Annotated in this window: 19 protein-coding genes; 17 read left to right on the top strand and 2 right to left on the bottom strand. The window is 35.7% G+C overall.

Annotated elements, in window-relative coordinates:
• Nucleotides 1-37: 37 nt before the first annotated feature.
• Entirely contained in the window at nucleotides 38-652 is a 615-nt protein-coding gene (locus AC4BBR_RS14180) for a 50S ribosomal protein L25/general stress protein Ctc (RefSeq protein WP_490460148.1), read from the bottom strand.
• A gap of 504 nt (nucleotides 653-1,156) precedes the next feature.
• Here AC4BBR_RS14180 and AC4BBR_RS14175 point away from each other — a divergent pair.
• A complete protein-coding gene (locus AC4BBR_RS14175; protein WP_490460147.1) occupies nucleotides 1,157-1,912 on the top strand; it encodes a 16S rRNA pseudouridine(516) synthase in 756 nt (251 codons plus the stop codon).
• Nucleotides 1,902-2,615: a YjjG family noncanonical pyrimidine nucleotidase gene (locus AC4BBR_RS14170; RefSeq protein WP_490460146.1), complete on the top strand. Its 714-nt coding sequence runs from the start codon at nucleotides 1,902-1,904 to the stop codon at nucleotides 2,613-2,615. Before AC4BBR_RS14175 ends, AC4BBR_RS14170 begins: the two co-directional genes overlap by 11 nt.
• Before the next feature lie 16 nt (nucleotides 2,616-2,631).
• On the opposite strand, the gene AC4BBR_RS14165 is transcribed toward AC4BBR_RS14170, so the two are convergent.
• Nucleotides 2,632-3,084 (bottom strand): GNAT family N-acetyltransferase, encoded by a 453-nt coding sequence (locus AC4BBR_RS14165; protein WP_490460145.1) that lies wholly within the window; start codon nucleotides 3,082-3,084, stop codon nucleotides 2,632-2,634.
• Nucleotides 3,085-3,224: 140 nt separating this feature from the next.
• Between AC4BBR_RS14165 and udk the strand changes: the two genes are divergently transcribed.
• From udk to AC4BBR_RS14090, 15 genes are all read left to right on the top strand, one after another.
• Nucleotides 3,225-3,854, top strand: a complete 630-nt coding sequence (gene udk / locus AC4BBR_RS14160; RefSeq protein ID WP_490460144.1) for a uridine kinase — start codon at nucleotides 3,225-3,227, stop codon at nucleotides 3,852-3,854.
• Between the two features lie 555 nt (nucleotides 3,855-4,409).
• Nucleotides 4,410-4,751 (top strand): type II toxin-antitoxin system PemK/MazF family toxin, encoded by a 342-nt coding sequence (locus tag AC4BBR_RS14155; protein ID WP_490460143.1) that lies wholly within the window; start codon nucleotides 4,410-4,412, stop codon nucleotides 4,749-4,751.
• Between the two features lie 330 nt (nucleotides 4,752-5,081).
• Nucleotides 5,082-6,056, top strand: a complete 975-nt coding sequence (locus AC4BBR_RS14150) for a Gfo/Idh/MocA family protein (RefSeq protein ID WP_490460142.1) — start codon at nucleotides 5,082-5,084, stop codon at nucleotides 6,054-6,056.
• A 558-nt stretch (nucleotides 6,057-6,614) separates the two neighbouring features.
• Nucleotides 6,615-8,501 carry a BglG family transcription antiterminator gene (locus AC4BBR_RS14145; RefSeq protein WP_490460141.1) on the top strand — a complete coding sequence of 629 codons (1,887 nt, stop codon included), beginning with the start codon at nucleotides 6,615-6,617 and terminating at the stop codon, nucleotides 8,499-8,501.
• A complete protein-coding gene (locus AC4BBR_RS14140) occupies nucleotides 8,488-8,826 on the top strand; it encodes a PRD domain-containing protein (protein ID WP_490460140.1) in 339 nt (112 codons plus the stop codon). Before AC4BBR_RS14145 ends, AC4BBR_RS14140 begins: the two co-directional genes overlap by 14 nt.
• 59 nt (nucleotides 8,827-8,885) lie before the next feature.
• Entirely contained in the window at nucleotides 8,886-9,239 is a 354-nt protein-coding gene (locus AC4BBR_RS14135) for a glycine-rich SFCGS family protein (protein ID WP_490460139.1), read from the top strand.
• A 27-nt stretch (nucleotides 9,240-9,266) separates the two neighbouring features.
• Nucleotides 9,267-9,641: a DUF4312 family protein gene (locus AC4BBR_RS14130; RefSeq protein ID WP_490460138.1), complete on the top strand. Its 375-nt coding sequence runs from the start codon at nucleotides 9,267-9,269 to the stop codon at nucleotides 9,639-9,641.
• Nucleotides 9,642-10,424, top strand: a complete 783-nt coding sequence (locus AC4BBR_RS14125) for a DUF4311 domain-containing protein (RefSeq protein ID WP_208930306.1) — start codon at nucleotides 9,642-9,644, stop codon at nucleotides 10,422-10,424.
• A 24-nt stretch (nucleotides 10,425-10,448) separates the two neighbouring features.
• Nucleotides 10,449-11,111: a DUF4310 family protein gene (locus AC4BBR_RS14120; protein WP_490460137.1), complete on the top strand. Its 663-nt coding sequence runs from the start codon at nucleotides 10,449-10,451 to the stop codon at nucleotides 11,109-11,111.
• 125 nt (nucleotides 11,112-11,236) lie between these two features.
• Complete coding sequence (locus AC4BBR_RS14115) at nucleotides 11,237-12,556, top strand: PTS sugar transporter subunit IIC (RefSeq protein ID WP_490460136.1); 1,320 nt, start codon at nucleotides 11,237-11,239, stop codon at nucleotides 12,554-12,556.
• A 308-nt stretch (nucleotides 12,557-12,864) separates the two neighbouring features.
• On the top strand, nucleotides 12,865-13,953 hold the full coding sequence (locus tag AC4BBR_RS14110) for a DUF871 domain-containing protein (protein WP_490460135.1): 1,089 nt from the start codon (nucleotides 12,865-12,867) through the stop codon (nucleotides 13,951-13,953).
• Between the two features lie 8 nt (nucleotides 13,954-13,961).
• Complete coding sequence (locus tag AC4BBR_RS14105) at nucleotides 13,962-15,071, top strand: amidohydrolase/deacetylase family metallohydrolase (RefSeq protein ID WP_490460134.1); 1,110 nt, start codon at nucleotides 13,962-13,964, stop codon at nucleotides 15,069-15,071.
• Nucleotides 15,061-16,164, top strand: a complete 1,104-nt coding sequence (locus tag AC4BBR_RS14100) for a DgaE family pyridoxal phosphate-dependent ammonia lyase (RefSeq protein WP_490460133.1) — start codon at nucleotides 15,061-15,063, stop codon at nucleotides 16,162-16,164. Before AC4BBR_RS14105 ends, AC4BBR_RS14100 begins: the two co-directional genes overlap by 11 nt.
• 19 nt (nucleotides 16,165-16,183) lie before the next feature.
• A complete protein-coding gene (gene dagF, locus AC4BBR_RS14095) occupies nucleotides 16,184-16,927 on the top strand; it encodes a 2-dehydro-3-deoxy-phosphogluconate aldolase (protein WP_490460132.1) in 744 nt (247 codons plus the stop codon).
• A 380-nt stretch (nucleotides 16,928-17,307) separates the two neighbouring features.
• Nucleotides 17,308-18,318 (top strand): hypothetical protein, encoded by a 1,011-nt coding sequence (locus tag AC4BBR_RS14090; RefSeq protein WP_490460131.1) that lies wholly within the window; start codon nucleotides 17,308-17,310, stop codon nucleotides 18,316-18,318.
• The last annotated feature ends 10 nt before the right edge of the window (nucleotides 18,319-18,328 follow it).

The raw sequence follows: 18,328 nt of genomic DNA, 5'->3' as shown, positions 1-18,328 counted from the left end.
AGACCTTATCTCACGGAATCTATTTTTAAGCAACCAATTATTCTGGTTTTTCACCAATCACTGTTGGTTCAGCTGCTTCGTCAGAACTTCCTTCTTCGGTTGCGGCTTTCGCTTCTGTAACTGCGACGATTTGCTCTTCACCGTCAGTAATGATGTCGTAATCTTTATTTTTTGGTAGATCAGCGACGGTAATTGCATCACCAATCGCAAGTTTAGTAATATCGACTTCGACACGTTCTGGTAATTTATCTGGAGTTGCTGAAACTAATACATTGTATAAGTTTTGGATTAATTCGCCACCAACTTTAACACCTTCAGCTTCACCGACAAGAACGATTTCTGCTTCTACTTCTGTAGCTTCTTTCATGTTCACAGCTAAAAATTCAACATGTTTCATTTGACTTGTAAACGTATCTAATTGCGCTTTGTACATTAAAGTGTTGATTTTTTTTCCGCCAATATTCATTGTGATTACAGCGTTGACACCATTATCACGCAAAATCTTTGTTAGTTCTTTTTCTTCAACTGAAATAGGTGTACTTTCGATTTCATACCCATATACGACTGCAGGTACTTGACCTGTGTGACGTAGTTGATTTCTTAGTGAACGTGGACGGACAGCTCTTTCTTTAACTTCTAACGATACTGACATAACCAAAATCCTCCTTAAATTTAAAGCTTAATAGGCTTATTTAGTTCTGGAGAACTAGCCCATGTAGCTAAATAAATCAAAATGAATTTGTATTTGGTTATCTGCAAAACACAACATGATGGAAAAAAGGAGTTTTGCTGACGCTTATTGTAAAACTGTAAAAGCATAACTTAGCTAAGGTTTTCTGGTTCAGATGTGAAACGAACAAGCAGCTCTTACAAAACGTATTGCAAAAACAAAAAATCCCGAATAATTGTGCACAATTATCCAGGGGAAAATTCCATATGATACCTTATTCTCTCCCAGGTCATTACGCTGTTTTTGAGAAACCTTATTCACTTTCTATATTAACCATAACGCGAATCAAAAGTTAAGTCAAGGAAAGTGAAAGAGAAGAGGTTGCGTTTTAAATATTACTTAAAGTTTTAATTAGTGGAATATGAATCGTTTTCTTTTCATTATCCAAATTTTGTACTAAAATATTACTTGAAATGAGGAAAACTAATGCGCTTAGATAAATTATTAGAACAAGAAAAAATCGGCTCTAAAAGAAAAGTCAAAGCCTTGATCCGCAGCAAGCAAGTCACCGTTAATGGACAAGTCATTATAGATGAAAGTCAGAATGTAGATGCAACAATACAGGATATTTTTATCGGGAATAAAAAAATTCAACAAGAGACACATGTTTACTATATGTTGAATAAACCTCAAGGAGTTGTGACTGCGTTGAAAGATGCTCAGCATCAAACTGTCATCGATTTAATCAGCGCAAGTGATCAAAGAGCTGGGTTGTATCCAGTGGGGAGATTAGATCGTGATACAGAAGGATTGTTGCTAATTACAGATAATGGTCAGTTGGGATATCAATTATTATTGCCTCAAAAAAAAGTTTCAAAGCGTTATGAAGTTATGGTTAATGAACCTTTGACTGCATTTGACCGTGAAGTCTTTGCTGAAGGCGTTGTATTTTCTGACGGTAAAAAATGTAAACCAGCTGAACTTACAATTCTATCTTCAGAAAAAAATATAAGTCATGCTTATATAGATATCACCGAAGGGAAATTCCATCAGGTTAAAAAGATGTTTTTATCTGTTGGGAAAAAAGTAACGTACTTAAAACGTCTATCGATGGGACCAATTCATCTAGATCAAACGCTTGGTTTAGGAGAATACCGTTCTTTAAGCCAACAAGAATTACAGACATTATTGCCTTATTTTACCGTGCATAAAAAAGAAAAGAGTGTGGAATATGAGATTTAAAACATTATTATTTGATGTTGATGATACATTACTAGATTTTCAAATAGCAGAAAAAAAAGCTCTACAAGCCCTATTTCAAGAAGAAGAACTAACATTGACAGATGAAATAGAAGCAACGTATAAAAAAATCAACAGCCAATTATGGCGAGAGTTTGAACAAGGAAAAATAGACAAAAAAACAGTGACAGATACACGTTTTAGTTTGCTGTTTACTCAGTTGAATAAAAAAGTAGATGGGAAAAAAATGGGGGAGCAGTATCGCTATCATTTAAGTCAAGGGCATGATTTGTTAGGAAATAGTAAAGAAATTATTGAACGACTTAAACCGGATTACGAATTGTATATTGTCACAAATGGTGTTGCAAAAACGCAGTATCAACGATTGGATGATTCTAAAATGACAACATTTTTCGACGATATCTTTGTTTCAGAAGAAGTAGGCTATCAAAAGCCGATGAAAGAATATTTTGATTATGTTTTTGAACGGATACCAAATTTTGAACGAAAAAAAACACTAATTATTGGTGATTCACTTGCTTCCGATATTCAAGGAGGTAATTTAGCGAAGATTCAGACTCTGTGGTTAAATCCGTCACAACAACCGTCTACATCAGCTATTCAGCCAACCTATGAAATTAGTCGTTTAGATGACATTTTTAGTATTCTGGAACAACCAATCGAGGAGAACTTTAAAAATTCCTGATTACTTAGTTACTATTTTACACATCAATACTTAATCGAACCATATCTTTCAAAACAAGCTTATTTTCGATAATCTCTTCTTTATAGTGGCGAAGAAAAAAGTTACGATCAATACTTGTCATCCGAAAGCCACATTTTTGATATAAATATAATTGTCCAAAACTGGTACTTCCAGTACCTATTTCTACTGTTTTGTAATAATTCTTCCGAGCATGAGCTAATGCAAATTGGATCAAATTTTCACCAAGATTTTGTCCGCGATACTTTTCTGATACGGCTACATTGACGATTTCGAGTGTTTCAGGTCTTGTTGGAAGTAATACTAAAATTGCTGTGATTGTTTCATTGAGAATCATTTCAAAACTTAAGCCACGTTTTACGTAGTCGTTTACCGACAGATTATTTGGATCAGCTAATAATAATAAGTCATAATGAGTTTTTTGAAGTTCTTGAATTTCTCTAATCTCCATACTATTTTTCCCTTCTGATGAAACTGAATAATACTTGGTTACCAAAAAATAATAGATAAAATTGTAGCTTTCTTCTTAGTTTCTATTATAATAGAAAAAGGTTAATATGACTATTACATATAAAAGAGAGGTTTCGTTGAATGAAAAATACTCAACCAATCGTGATTGGTGTTACTGGCGGTTCCGGCAGTGGGAAAACTAGTGTCAGTCGGGCGATATTCAATCAATTTCCCAATCATTCTATTATGATGCTAGAACAAGATTCTTATTATAAAGACCAAAGCCATCTGAGTTTTGAAGAACGATTAGCAACTAATTATGATCATCCGTTTGCTTTTGATACAGATTTGTTGATCGAGCATTTACAGCAATTGATAAACTATCAAACAATTGAAAAACCAGTGTATGATTATGTTGCACATACAAGAAGTTCCGACATTATTATTCAAGAACCAAAGGAAGTAATTATTTTAGAAGGTATTTTGATTTTAGAAGATGTTCGTTTAAGAGAGTTGATGGATATTAAGTTATATGTAGATACAGATGATGACATCCGTATTATCCGCAGAATCAAACGTGATATGGAAGAGCGGGGGAGAACATTAGATTCTGTTATAGAACAGTATCTAACAGTGGTGAAACCGATGTACCATCAATTTATTGAGTCAACGAAACGTTATGCTGATGTAATTGTTCCAGAAGGTGGAGAAAATCATGTGGCTATTGATTTGATTACCACGAAAGTAGCTAGTATTTTAAATGAGATATAAAAGATAAATTGAAATGAAATGCCACAATAATTTAGAAAAATAATAGCAAAGAGAGGAGTCAGAAACAAGAGTTATTCTGATTTCTCTCTTTGTTTATAGAATAATAGAAAATATAAAATAAGAATTTGATGAGAAATGTTATTTCGTTTTAACAGATCTATAAACAAGTCTCTTCTTTTTAATCAATTTATTCATATATATATTCTATTTTAAATAGGAATAAGAAAATATATGTGGGTATTTTGATGATTTTTATTTGTTGTTTTTTTTATTACAAGATAATGAGAGACAACGTTCTTTTTATTTATGTTGATAATTTTTTATTTTTATTTAGATATATTTTTTTATTTTTTTGGATTGGTGGAATAAATGTACGAATGTATATTACAATTTTTTTTGATAAAAAAACATAATTTTTTTTCTCATGAAATCCTTTTTTTGTAGAGATTATCAAAGTTTTCATAGGTTGGTATAAAATTTTGGGAAACTCTACTAGATGAGCATGATATAATTTACACGGAAGAAGTTTTTGATTAGTTAGGAGGGTAAAGTATTATGATGAGAAGGGGAGAAATCTTTTATGCAAATCTCTCACCTGTTGTTGGTTCAGAACAAGGAGGGATTAGACCAGTATTGATCATTCAAAATAATAAGGGGAATTTATTTAGTCCAACGTTAATTGTTGCGCCTATTACTAGAAATGTAAATAAGAAAATGCAGCCGACGCAAGTCAAAGTAGACATACCTCATGATGATCGTATGACGCCGTCATTGGTATTGCTAGAGCAAATCCGAACACTAGATAAAGAAAGAATTCTTCACAAAATTTGTCAGTTACAAGAAGACGATATGTCGAAGGTCAACCGAGCACTGAAAATAAGTATTGGTATTCGTTAAATGGGGAGTAGTACATAGATAAAGATATACATAAATATTCGTAAACAGCGGATTGAAAATTAGGGGAATGACTAGATTAAACAATTTGCGAATATTATATTTAGAAAATTGAAGATTGATTAGGTCGGATGGTGTAGAAGTTTATTTCCAAAGGACTTGCTTCTATTTTTGCCGGTTATTTTAATTTAGAGCCTGAGCCCAAAAAACTAATTTTAGTTTTTTGGGCTCAGGCTCTAAATTTGTCTAAAGTAGGATAACTGTAGTCGAAAAGTATTTTTTGAATTTTTCAGAGTTTATCGTTATAGTATAGTTTGAAGGGGTTGAATAAGAATGAAGAAAATTCGCTATGGTATAATGAGTACTGCTCAAATCGTTCCCCGGTTTGTAGAAGGAATTAAAAAAAGTTGTTTAGGTGAATCTGTAGCCATTGCATCGCGTACTTTGTATAAGGCGGTAAAAATGGCAGAAGAATTGAATATCGCTAAAGTTTATGGTAGTTATGAGGAATTATGTATGGATGATGAGATAGATATTATCTATGTGGCTACATATAATAAAGGACATTATGAAGCGGCAAAAATGGCATTAACATATAAGAAGCATGTTTTAGTAGAGAAGCCGTTTACTCTTAGGCTAACTCAAGCAGAAGAACTTTTTGAATTGGCACAAAAAAATGGTTGTTTCTTAATGGAAGCGCAAAAAGCTGTTTTTTTACCAATTAGTTTACAAGTGAAAAAAGTGATTCAGCAAAATAAAATTGGCCGAGTACATTGGTTGCAGTCTGTAACCTCGTATCCTAATGTTGATCATATCAGTTGGTTTCATTCATTAGATGCTGGAGGTGGCACGCTTTATGGATCAGGCAGTTATCCTATACAATACATGCAATTTGTACTAGATCAACCGATTGCGGAATACCATGGCAATTCTACAAGAAGAACAGGTGCAACGGATGATCAAGTAAATCTGGCTCTGAAGTTTCAAAATCAGGTGCTAGGAACTATTTTCATCTCCGTGAATTTAGATATTCCAAGTAAAATGACCATCTATGGTGAAAAAGGTCGTATAGAAATACCGTATTTCTGGAAGACTAAGCAAGCGATGATTTATTACGAAGATGGTAGTCAAGAAACTTTATCAAGTGAATTTGACAGTGAGTTTGTTTTTGAAGTAGACCATGTCAACGAATGTCTTCAAAATCAGCTGTTGGAAAGTCCTATTATGACTAAGAAAATGACACTAGATACTCTAGGATTGATGGACCACCTCTACGCTAATTGGTTGGAAGAGGACAATAAATCATAAAGACATTGCAATTGAGATCTATCTATGTTAAAGTTATCCTCATGCGACGAGTTGACTCAATCAGATAGCTTCGGCTGTTCCGTTTTGACGGCTAGTGATTGACAAAACAACAGAGGCACATATGTTAAATCATACCTACCGGATGTAGGCGTGTCGGATAAATATTTTTGTGGAGAAGATGTTATCTATTTATTTTTATAAATACTGTGGCAAAAAAGAAGACTTCGGTCTTCTTTTTTGTTATGAAATGAAGTGCAACTCATTATCTGTTGTATGATTAATGATAAAACTATTTTTTTCTTGTTGCACTAGTTGGTGCAATAAGAATGCATTAATGAATAATTTTTTTGCACTAAGAAAAAAGACTGATAAATCTAGTGACAATGCTTGAAATCGATGTAGGATATCTTATAAAATAACAATTTAGGGAATACAAATTTTCTGAAAAAAATAGTATACTAAGAAAGTTGCACTTGTGTAAGTGCAACTTTTTTGTATTGTTATGCAATAAAAATCAAGCTATAGTTCAAGTGTAAGGGAAAGAAAGTTGGTGAGTATATGTCACTGCACTTATCAAAACGAGAAATAAAAATCTTGTTATTACTTTTAGATTTAGAAGACAGCGTTACAACAAAAGAATTGGCAGAAACATTTCATGTTAGTGTGCGGACGATCAAATATGATTTAGAAAATGTGCGAGATTGGTTCAAAGAACAAAACGTTTTGCTTAAGACGCGCCGCAATAAAGGAATCTGGCTAGAAATACCTGATTCAGAGCGTTTAACTTTGAAAAATGAAATCATTGAAGTAGAACGATTCGAAACTTATCCAGATCAAGAATTGCGAGTAAATCAGTTGATTTTCCGATTGCTATTAGCATCGAACTGTTTAACGTCGCAAGAGCTGGCGGAGGACTTGCAAGTTAGCAGAAATACAATCGTCAGTGATTTAGATCGTGTAGAAGAATTGATCCAAACGTACGAACTTGCACTTAATCGCCAAAGTCGGCAGGGATTTTCGATCATTGGTGAAGAAAGCAAAATACGTCTGTTGATGGAGTACATCACACAAAAAGAAATAACCGAGTATGATATTTATCAAATCATGAGTTATTTTGTTCAATCAGGACAACAGAAGAAGTTACAGGAAGTTCATGTTGGTGTTAATACGATTTTTCAAAAAATCTATCAAGTTGCGTTAAAAGAAATGACAGGTTTGTTAGACCCTTCTTTATTTGATCAATTCAATTATGCTGAAATACTTTCAATCACATTACGTGTTGCAACTGCAGCTTCCAGAATGCAGCGCCATCATACAGTTGGCGGGTATAAAATGCTGACAAACCAAAAAGTACTGCTGAAAAAACAAGAGTTGCCATTTTTATTGATGAAGAAAGTCTTTGATCATTATGAGTTGCCGCTTTTGGCAGATGAATATTTTTATATTTATAGTGATGTGTTTGTTGCAAATAATCAACAAGACATTGTCGGATTGACAGAACAGTTGATTAAAGATGTCTCAGAAGAAATCAATTTTCCTTTTTATCGTGATCGTCAGTTATTTACGAATCTTTTCGCTCATTTGTCCTTACGTTTAACAAAAAGACATCTTTTTATAAATGAGTATAATCCGTTTGTTGATGACATTAAGGCGAAGTATCCGCAATTATTTTCAGCAATTCAACTTGCTAGCCAAAGCGATATAGTGGGGTCAGCTTTATTGATTAATGATTCATTTATTGCCTATATCGCTTTGCACTTTTTAGTTGCATATGAAAAAAATCTTCTTGAAGTCAATGTGGTAAGGATCGTATATGTTTGCTCAACAGGGTTAGGTGTGACGAGTTTGATTGAACAGAAAATTCTAGAAGAAGTTTCGAATGTTGAGATTGCTGGATTTGCTTCGGTTTTAAATGCTGTAGATGTAATCGAAGAAAAAAATCCGGATTTGGTTTTGAGTATTTTTCCAATCGAAATTGTGAATCGGCCGTTTATTAAAGTTAATCCATTACCAACAAAAGCCGATGTTCACAATATTCAAGAAGAAGTCAATAAAATTTTGACTCATGCCCAAACTGGAAAAGTACCTCGTTTGATTCCAAGGCAACAAGTGAAAGAAACACAAGGAATCGAAGAGGAAAGTCGGGATATTCTCGTGCGTACATACGTGATTTACGAAGAATTACTTAAAGCGTTCGCCGAAAAATTAACGCAAGAATATAAAGAAGCATTTTTACTTCATGTGATGCTGATGGTTCACCGAATCACGTTTGATAGTCAATATGAGAATGAAGGGAATATCGTAAAAGAAACATTGTTAGCTCAGCAAGAATTAGTAGAACAAATTGAACGGATTTTTGCTAAAAATGATTTAATGGTTAATCAAGCAGAAATTACTGCTTTATTGAATTATATAAGAGAGGAGTACACGCATGAAGTTAAATGATGATGCTAAAAAAATCATTGATGAAAGTCCGAATAAAGTTAAGTTAGAGGCAGCACTTGAGCAAATTAGTGGGCTGTTGCAGGAAGAAACAATCCAACCGACTGAATTACAATGGACGATCTTGATCAATCACGTCAATGAAATGATTAAACGCTCGATCGCTGGAGAAAAAATGTCTGGTGTTGATCCGATAATGTTTGAAGAAGTATCGAAAGAGGCCTTAACAATTGCTGATAAAGTTGTTCAGCACATTGGAAATCTGCCGCAAGATGAAATGTACGTATTATCGATTCATTTTGAAGCAGCAAGACAAAACGAAATCTAGTAAGAAGAATTGAAGTAAGGACTGTGTAGTGTTTAAATAAAAAAATGGAGGAATAGATGATGATAACAGTAGTAATCGCAGATCGTTTAGGTAAAGGACAAAATGTAGCAAAAGGTGTAGAGGCAGCAGGAGGCAAAGCGGTTGTTGTACCAGGAATGGGTGCAGATATGCGTTTAGGAGATGTCATGCAGCAAGAAAATGCTGATTTAGGTATTTCATTTTGCGGAAGCGGCGGTGCAGGAGCCTTAACAGCTGCTACAAAATATGGCTATCCAGAACGTCACGGTATGCGCTCAATCGACGAAGGTGTAACTGCGATCAATGATGGGAAAATCGTTTTAGGCTTTGGTTTTATGGATCAAGAAGAATTAGGGAAACGTATAGTAGAAGCGTACCTGAAAAAGAACGCCTAACCACTAAAGTAGTAGGAGGAAAACCAAATGGAGAAAGTAACAGTAAAAAAACGTCAAGTCATTCAAGTCGAAGGAACAGGGAAAGAAAAAAACCTGGCTTTCGCCAATGCACTAAATCAAATCCATAATCGTGTATTAAAAGAAAAGGATGATGTAATCGTTCGAATTGAACCATTGGATATTCAGGTCGTAAGAGCAGATCAAGAAACCTTCACAGAACGTTTTTTCTTTTTCTTTTTACCCCGTACACGTACAGATTATCGTGTACTACTGGATGTTGAAGTTGAGATCACGCTGATTGAGATGGAAACGATTCCGTTTGTAGAAAAAAGAGTTGCCGATCCAAATGGTTTTCCTATCCCTTTTGGAAAGAAAAAAAGAATGCATAAGGAGGCAAATTAGATGGATGTTTTAGTCGTTTTACTCAAGTCATTATTGATTGGGGGAGTTGTTGGTTTTGCAGCAGGAGCAGGAGCTGCAAGGATGTTTCATGCGCCAAGCACACAAGGGCTAGGTGCTTTTAGAACATTAGGTGAAATGAACGCTTGTGAAGGAGATGCAGCTAGTCATTTTTCCTTTGGATTAGGGTTCTTCTTCAATGCTTGGGCATCAACGGTTGGAGCTGGGGCATTTACACAAGACGTGGATCATCGTGTCATTCCTAACTGGGCAGCAGCAGCTTTACTAGTAAAAAATAAAAATGTTGCAGAAACGATGCACAATCCTAAAAAAATGGGAATTTCAGGAGCGATTATCGGGATGTTAGTTGTGGCTTTTTTAAATACAACTGCTTCGGCAATTCCAGAATCACTGCAAGTAACGGCGGTTGCAGTTTTAGTACCTGCAGCGAATCTTTTAATTAATACTGTAATGCCAGTGCTATTCTGGTTAGCGGCAATCGATGCTGGAAAACGTTCTGGACTTTGGGCAACGATTTTCGGAGGTCTTGCGACAATGATTATGGGTAATGCAGTTCCAGGTGTTGTATTGGGAATTCTAATCGGTAAAGGTGTCGATGAGATCGGTTGGAACAAAGTAACTAAAAGTATGATGGCAGCAGTAATCCTATTGTTTGTATTTAGTGCTTTTTTCCGAGGCTTCGATTTACAAATGATTGAAAGTTTCCGTTTGCAGATTCCAGGTTGGCTGCAAAACATGCATGATGTTTTTAGCATTGGCAAATAATTAAGTAGAGAGTGAGGAACTGTGATGGATGAGATAGTAGAATTAGAAAAAAAGAATTTTTGGTTTGCTGACTGGTCATTCCCGATTTTAGTCGGTTTATTGTCAGCGGGCGTATTTGCTGGAACCCATATGTACATGGAGCATGGCGTTGGAGCATTTAATGAAGTGGCAATCGTTGCTATGTTGAAAGCTGGTATGGACGGTGGTTCATATGGGGCTGCGGCTGCATTTGGTGCAAGTTTCTTATTTGCACGTATTTTAGAAGGATCATTAGTTGGTATTTTGGATATTGGTGGCGCGATTTTAACAGGAGTTGGTATTGGAGTTCCAGCAATTCTTTTAAGTATGGGGATCACAGCGCCTGTTGAAAACTTTGGACTTTCTTTATTAACTGGAATGGTTCTTGGTTTGATTATCGGTGGAATTATTATTATGATTCGCAAATTTACAATTAATCAGTCAAATTCTACATTTGGTGCAGATATTATGATGGGCGCTGGGAATGCTTCTGGTCGTTTCTTGGGTCCATTGATCATTATCAGTGCGTGTGGCGCTTCTGCTCCAATCGGTATTGGATCAATTATTGGTGCTGTGATTTTCTACGTGTGGAAAAAACCAATTGCTGGTGGCGCGATTTTAGGCGCAATGATCTTTGGCGCAATATTCCCAGTTGATTTGCCTAGTTAAAACTCAATAAAGCCGGACTACCTCCTTTCAAAAAGCGTTTACATCATAATGTTATCATGTTATTATGGGTGGGAAATCATTTGATATTTTATTCATACTAATTTTTTGAATGGAGGACAAAAGAAATGAATGGATTTGTGCAGTGGATCGAAGTAAAACTGATGCCAATCGCCAATAAATTGGGTTCTCAAAGACATATGATGGCGATTCGAAAAGGACTTATCGCAACAATGCCTTTAACGATCGTAGGCGCTTTTTTCACAATATTTCAGAATATTCCAATTGATGCCTATATGAAGTTTATCGAACCTTATCAGGCAGTTTTGGACATTCCATCACGATATACGATGGGGATTTTAGCTTTATATGCAACATTTGGGATTGCTTCTTCTTTAGCAACGAGTTATAGGTTAGATTCTTTAACATGCGGGATCTTAGCAGTTATGGCGTTTTTGGTAACAGCTGCGCCCCCGATAAGGGTTTTTGAAGATGTGAAGGATGTTATTGGTGCTGGGCGATATATCAATTTGGCGAATATTGGTTCTGCATCATTATTTGGTGCAATAGTGACAGCGCTCGTTTCTGTAGAAATTTATCGTTTTTTTATTCAAAAGAATATTACAATTAAAATGCCTGAAGGTGTTCCACCAGAAGTTACTAATTCGTTTATTGCCTTGATTCCAGGAGCTGTGATTTTACTACTATTCTGGGTAATTAGACATGTTTTAGGTTTTGATTTAAATGGTTTCTTGAGTACTTTACTAATGCCTTTGAAAGATACATTAGCAGGAAACAGCTTATTTGGCGGGCTGCTTACAGTCTTCTTGATTTGTTTCTTCTGGGTTTTAGGGATTCACGGACCAGCAATCATGGGGCCTGTCATCAGACCATTTTGGGATATGTCGATTGCTGAGAATACACTGGCTTTCCAAGAAGGCGGATCTGTTCATCATTTGCCTAATATCTTTACTGAACAATTTTTACAATGGTTTATCTGGATCGGTGGCGCCGGTACTACTTTAGCTTTAGTCGTTTTAATGATGTTTTCTAAATCAACATACTTGAAAAGTTTAGGGCGTTTGTCCTTCTTGCCAGGATTATTTAATATTAATGAACCAGTGATTTTTGGTACACCGATCGTAATGAACCCAATTTTAGGGATTCCGTTTATCGTCGCACCGTTGATCACAACAACATTTTCTTATTTCTTAACTGTGACAAATGTCATTCCAATGATGGCAGCGCGTTTACCATTTGCAATACCTGCGCCGATTGCTGCTTGGATGAGCACAAACTGGAGCGTTCCAGCAGCACTGCTTGTTTGCGTCAACTTCGCGATTACTTTGGCGATATACTACCCATTCTTCAAAGTATATGAAAAACAGCAGTTAGACAAAGAAGCAGAAGAGTTGGTAGCTGAACAAAAAGCAAAAACAGCTGCTTAATTAAGAAGAAAGAGAGGGTAGTAGCGTTACTATCCTCCTTGGTGATAAGATCATGATCATTTGGTTTGTTGTATTTTTTATTCTTAGTCAAGTAATGATTGAAAAAAAAAGCTACCTGTAAAATTTATGGAATTAAGATTACTACATTTGTGCATAGCTTCGATTGGGTTGATTTTTTTATCGATCGTGGTTGGAAGTTTGATCAAACAACCGCTATTCATAGTAGGAACCGTAACCATATTGTGTAGTTCAGTACTTTCTTTTAAATATCGTAATAAATTCGACCATATAAAGTGAGGCTAAAAGTCATGAAAAGAGCATTAGGTGTATCTGTTTATCCAGATCATAGTGATATAGACAAAGATAAAGCGTATTTAAAAAAAGCTAGTGAATGTGGTTTTTCGCGAATCTTTATGAGTATGTTAGAAGTTTTAGAAGGAAAAGAGGCTGTAAAAGAAAAATTTAAATCTTTGATCACTTATGCAAAAAATTTAGGCTATGAAACGATATTAGATGTTGCACCTAATATTTTTGATGAGCTGAAAATTTCATATGATGATTTAACTTTCTTTTATGAAACGGGAGCTGATGGAATTCGTTTAGATGCTGGATTTGATGGCAGCAAAGAAGCGAAGTTAACGTTTAATCCATTTGATTTAGCGATCGAATTGAATATGAGTAATGACGTAGCATATCTAGATAATATTTTGACGTATGAACCAAATGTTCCATTTCTTTATGGCTGTCACAATTTTTATCCACAAGAAGGGACAGCCTTGCCGTATGATTTCTTTGAACGTTGCAGTATTCGCTATAAAAAACATGGAATACGTACAGCTGCATTTATTAACTCACAAGTTGGAACAATCGGGCCTTGGGACGTGAACGATGGCTTACCAACATTAGAAATGCATCGACATTTACCTGCGGATATCCAAACAAAACATTTATTTGCAACAGGATTGATCGATGACGTGATTATTGGGAATGCCTATGCCTCAGATGAAGAGTTAGAATTATTAGGCCGTTTAAATCGTTATCAATTAGAATTGGCGATTGAATTTACCGAAGAGGCAAATAAGATTGAAAAAAAAATCGTTTTGACGGAACAACATTTCCGGCGTGGGGATATCACAGATCAAATGGTTCGTTCCACCGAAGTTCGTAAAAAATATAAAAACCAAGCTAATCCAGCACATGATAATACGCAAGAGTTTAAAATTGGAGATGTTGTGATCGGCAATGATGCATTTGGCAAATACAAAAATGAATTGCAGATTGTTTTACAACCACATTCTGATGACCGTAAAAACAAAGTAGGTCAAATAGCAGAGAAGGAATTACTATTGCTGGATTTTGTAAAACCCTGGACAAAATTTAGATTTAAAGAAAAGTAGGGGATAAAATGAATTACGACTTAATTATAAAAAATGGCAAAACTATTGAAGGTAAACCAATAGAAATAGCAATCAATGATGGGAAAATTGCTAAAGTTGCAGATAAAATTGTAGCAGATAGTGAAGAGTTGATTGAATTAGATTCTAGCGCCTATGTATCAGCCGGTTGGATTGACGATCACGTTCATTGTTTTGAAAAAATGACTTTATATTACGATTTTCCTGATGAAATTGGTGTCAAAAAAGGCGTAACAACAGTTATTGATGCAGGTACTACAGGCGCTGAAAATATTCATGAATTTTACAACTTAGCAAAACGAGCAAAAACGAACGTTTACGCATTAGTTAATATTTCAAAATGGGGTATTGTTGAGCAAGACGAGCTAGCAGATCTGAGCAAGGTGAAAGAAGAATTAGTTCACAACGTATTAACAGAACTTCCAAATTTTGTTGTGGGAATCAAAGCTCGTATGAGTAAGACTGTAATTGGCGATAATGGCATCACTCCGTTAGAGATGGCAAAAAAAATTCAAAAAAGTAATAACAATCTTCCACTGATGGTGCATATTGGTTCAGCACCTCCTAAATTGGATGAGATATTAGCCCATATGTCTAAAGGTGATGTATTAACGCATTGTTTTAATGGAAAGACTAATGGCATTTTGAATCAAAAAGCAGATAAGATCAAAGACTTTGCTTGGCTTGCCTATGATAGAGGGGTAGTTTTTGATATTGGGCATGGAACAGACAGTTTTAACTTCCATGTTGCTGAAAAAGCTTTAGAAGAAGGAATGAAAGCAAACTCGATCAGTACAGATATTTATATCCGCAATCGTGAAAAAGGCCCAGTGCATGATTTAGCAACCACTATGGAAAAAATGCGTGTCGTAGGCTACGAATGGGCTGAGATTATTGACAAAGTTACAGCTAAACCAGCTGAAAACTTCCACTTTGATACAAAAGGTCATCTGATCGAAGGATACGATGGTGACATCACGATTTTTACGATTGAAACGGGGAGAAAGACGCTGACCGATTCAAACGGCTTGACCAGAGAAGCCAAAGAATTGATTAAACCTGTAAAAACCATTATCGGAGGAACAGTTTATGACAATTAATTATGAAAAATTTAACCTAAAAGAAGTGATCAACGCATCAGGGAGAATGACGATTTTAGGAGTATCAAAAGTCTCAGAAAATGTCTTGGCTGCTCAAAAATTTGGTGGCGAACATTTTTTTGAGATGAGCGAATTAAGTATCCAAACAGGTGCGTATTTAGCGAAACTATTAAACGTCGATGATGCTCAAGTCGTTTCTTCTGCATCCGCTGGAATCGCTCAAAGCGTAGCTGCGTTAATCGGTGAAGGTTCAACATATCATGCGTATCATCCGTACACAGAAAAAATCACGAAACGCGAGATTATCTTACCAAAAGGGCATAATGTAGATTATGGTACGCCAGTTGAAGTGATGGTTGAACAAGGCGGGGGACAGGTTGTTGAAGCAGGATATGCGAATATGTGCTCACCAGAACACATCGAAATGATGATTACAGATGAAACCGCAGCGATTCTGTATATTAAGAGTCACCATACGGTTCAAAAAAGTATGTTAAATGTGACGGAAGTTGCAGCTGTGGCTAAAAAAAATAATCTTCCATTAATCGTTGATAGCGCAGCAGAAGAAGATCTATTCAAGTATATCGAAGCAGGAGCAGATTTAGTTATTTATAGTGGTGCAAAAGCAATTGAAGGCCCAAGTGCTGGTTTAGTGATCGGTAAAAAAGTCTATATTGAATGGATTCGCCTACAAGGTAAAGGAATCGGTCGTGCAATGAAGATCGGAAAAGACAATATCTTAGGCTTTACGCAAGCTGTAGAAGACTATGTGAAAAACGGCAGTGAATCAGGTGGCTCAATGCAAAGTCGTTTAGCTCCATTTATAGATGATTTAAATCAAATTAAAAACATTGAAGCTAAAATTGTTCAAGATGGTGCTGGCAGAGATATTTATCGTGCTAGTATTAAAGTTAGTGGAGAAAAATCAGCCAAAGAAATTATCAAAGAGCTAAGAGCAAAAAGTCCAGCAATCTACACCCGAGAATATCAAGCAAACAAAGGTATCATAGAATTCGATATACGTTCAGTCAATGAAGATGAAATGAACAAAATCGTGACTCGCTTGAACGAAATTATGAATAAAAAAAACTAAAAACAGGAGTGAATCAACCATGACATTAATACCAAATTATTTAGAAAACCGTATCTGCCTAAACGTTTTAGCCAACTCAGTAGAAAACGCCAAAGACTGTTACGAAGCTGCAGAAGGTCACATTGTTTTAGGCGTATTATCTAAAAATTATCCAACCGATGAAGCTGCAATCGAAGACATGAAAAAATACGCTGAAGAAACCAACAATGCTTTATCAGTTGGCCTAGGTGCGGGGGATCCAAACCAAAGTCAAATGGTTTCAAGAATATCAAAAGAGCTACAACCTCAACACGTCAATCAAGTTTTCACAGGTGTAGGGACTTCTAGGGCACTATTAGGTCAAAATGAAACCATCGTTAACGGTTTGGTTTCTCCAACAGGCAAGGTAGGTATTGTCAACATCGCCACAGGACCGCTAAGCTCTCAAACCCCTGCAGGTGAAGTCACGATCGAAACAGCGATTCGTTTATTACAAGATATGGGTGGCAGCTCAATCAAGTTTTTCCCGATGAAAGGAGTAGCTCATATCGAAGAATACAAAGCTGTAGCTAAAGCATGTGCGAAATACGATTTTTACTTAGAACCAACTGGTGGGATCGATTTAGAAAACTTTGAAGAAATCGTGCAAATTGCAGTAGATGCAGGCGTGAAAAAGATTATTCCTCACGTATATAGCTCAATCATTGATTCAACAACAGGCGACACAAGACCAGAAGATGTAAAAACATTACTTGGTATGATGGAAAATACATTAAAGAAATAACAGCTGAATAATCAACAGTTGATTGTTAGAAAAAAGAGTAGAGTAATATGTGACTGAGTCAAAACGCTTTGACTTTTATTGTAGTCAACCAAAATCCGAATAAACGGTGTGAAAAAGTCAGGCTATTCGGCAATTCGCAATAAGACCGCGCAATGCACTTTTGATGCATTGCGCGGTTTTTAGACAAATCGCTAAAGCTTAAACAACTTTTGGCACAACCTGACTTTTGTTTTCGTCTTTTTTTCATTATAATGATGAGGAACAGAGAATTCAACGAAACCATTTACGTGTCGAAGATAAATTGGTATGCTAAGGAAACAGGGCTATTATTTTGTTCGTTATCTTTATATAGAAAAGTCTGTTTACAGGAGGAGATCGATATGACCAATGAAAATATTTGGAAAGCACTAGACGATGATGTTTTAAAAGATAGTATTCGAAAACGACCAGGTATGTATATTGGTGGGATTGGTCCGACTGGCTTGGAAAGCATGGTCTTGCAAGTGCTGGATCATTTACTGCAATTAGCGGTTGATCTAAAGCAAACAGAGCTTTCAATTGAACGTTCAGATAAACAAATTATTTTTTCTTTTTTCAGTAAAAGAGGATTGTTTTTAGATAAAAGACCAGAAGAACAATATACACCGCCATATCTTTTTTTATCTGTGGTCAATGCGTTATCAGAGCAACTAGGTTTTGGTATAGAAAAATTAGGGAAGCGGACGATTCAAATTTATCAAAATGGCCAGTTGAATAAAAAAGCATTGATTCCGTCAGAAGACGAGGGTCAAAGAATAGAGCTAGCTTTTACACCTAATGAGCTATTATTTGGTGATAAGCCGATATCTTATTTTATTTTATTCAATCGTTGCCAAGAATTGGCGATGCTAAACAGTGGATTGACCATTTCATTGACAGATGGAAAAAAACAAAAAAATTATTTTCACTATGAACAAGGCCTTATTGAATATATTTTTCAAAAGGATGATAGTATTACGAGGGGCGCTCAGCCTTTGGTCATAAACACAATCAGTGAGGGCGTCTCAATCCAAGCGGTTATCTCAAAAAATGGTTCCACCAGTATTAAAGATAGTTTTGTTAATGGACATTTACCTTCCGATGGGGGGACGCATCTTGATGGATTCATTCAAGGAACAGTGGATGCCATCAATCAGTTTTTGGAGGAGACGAATCGTTTGAAGTATTTAACCGTTGACAATTTTTCAGAACGATTTGACATTGTCCTTTCAATTAGAGTCAAACGACCTAGATATACTGGAGCGATAAAAAAGAAAATTAGAAATCCTGAGTTGTATAAAATTATGAGAGAAGCCGTTTTTGCTGAAGTTTCTACTTTTTTAAAACGGCATCCGGCTTGGTATTTAAACTAAAATGATGATT

It is taken from the genome of Enterococcus sp. AMC1251 (assembly GCF_058216535.1).
The sequence above is the reverse complement of the archived record's forward strand: the minus strand, read 5'-3'. Positions and strand labels throughout refer to the sequence as shown.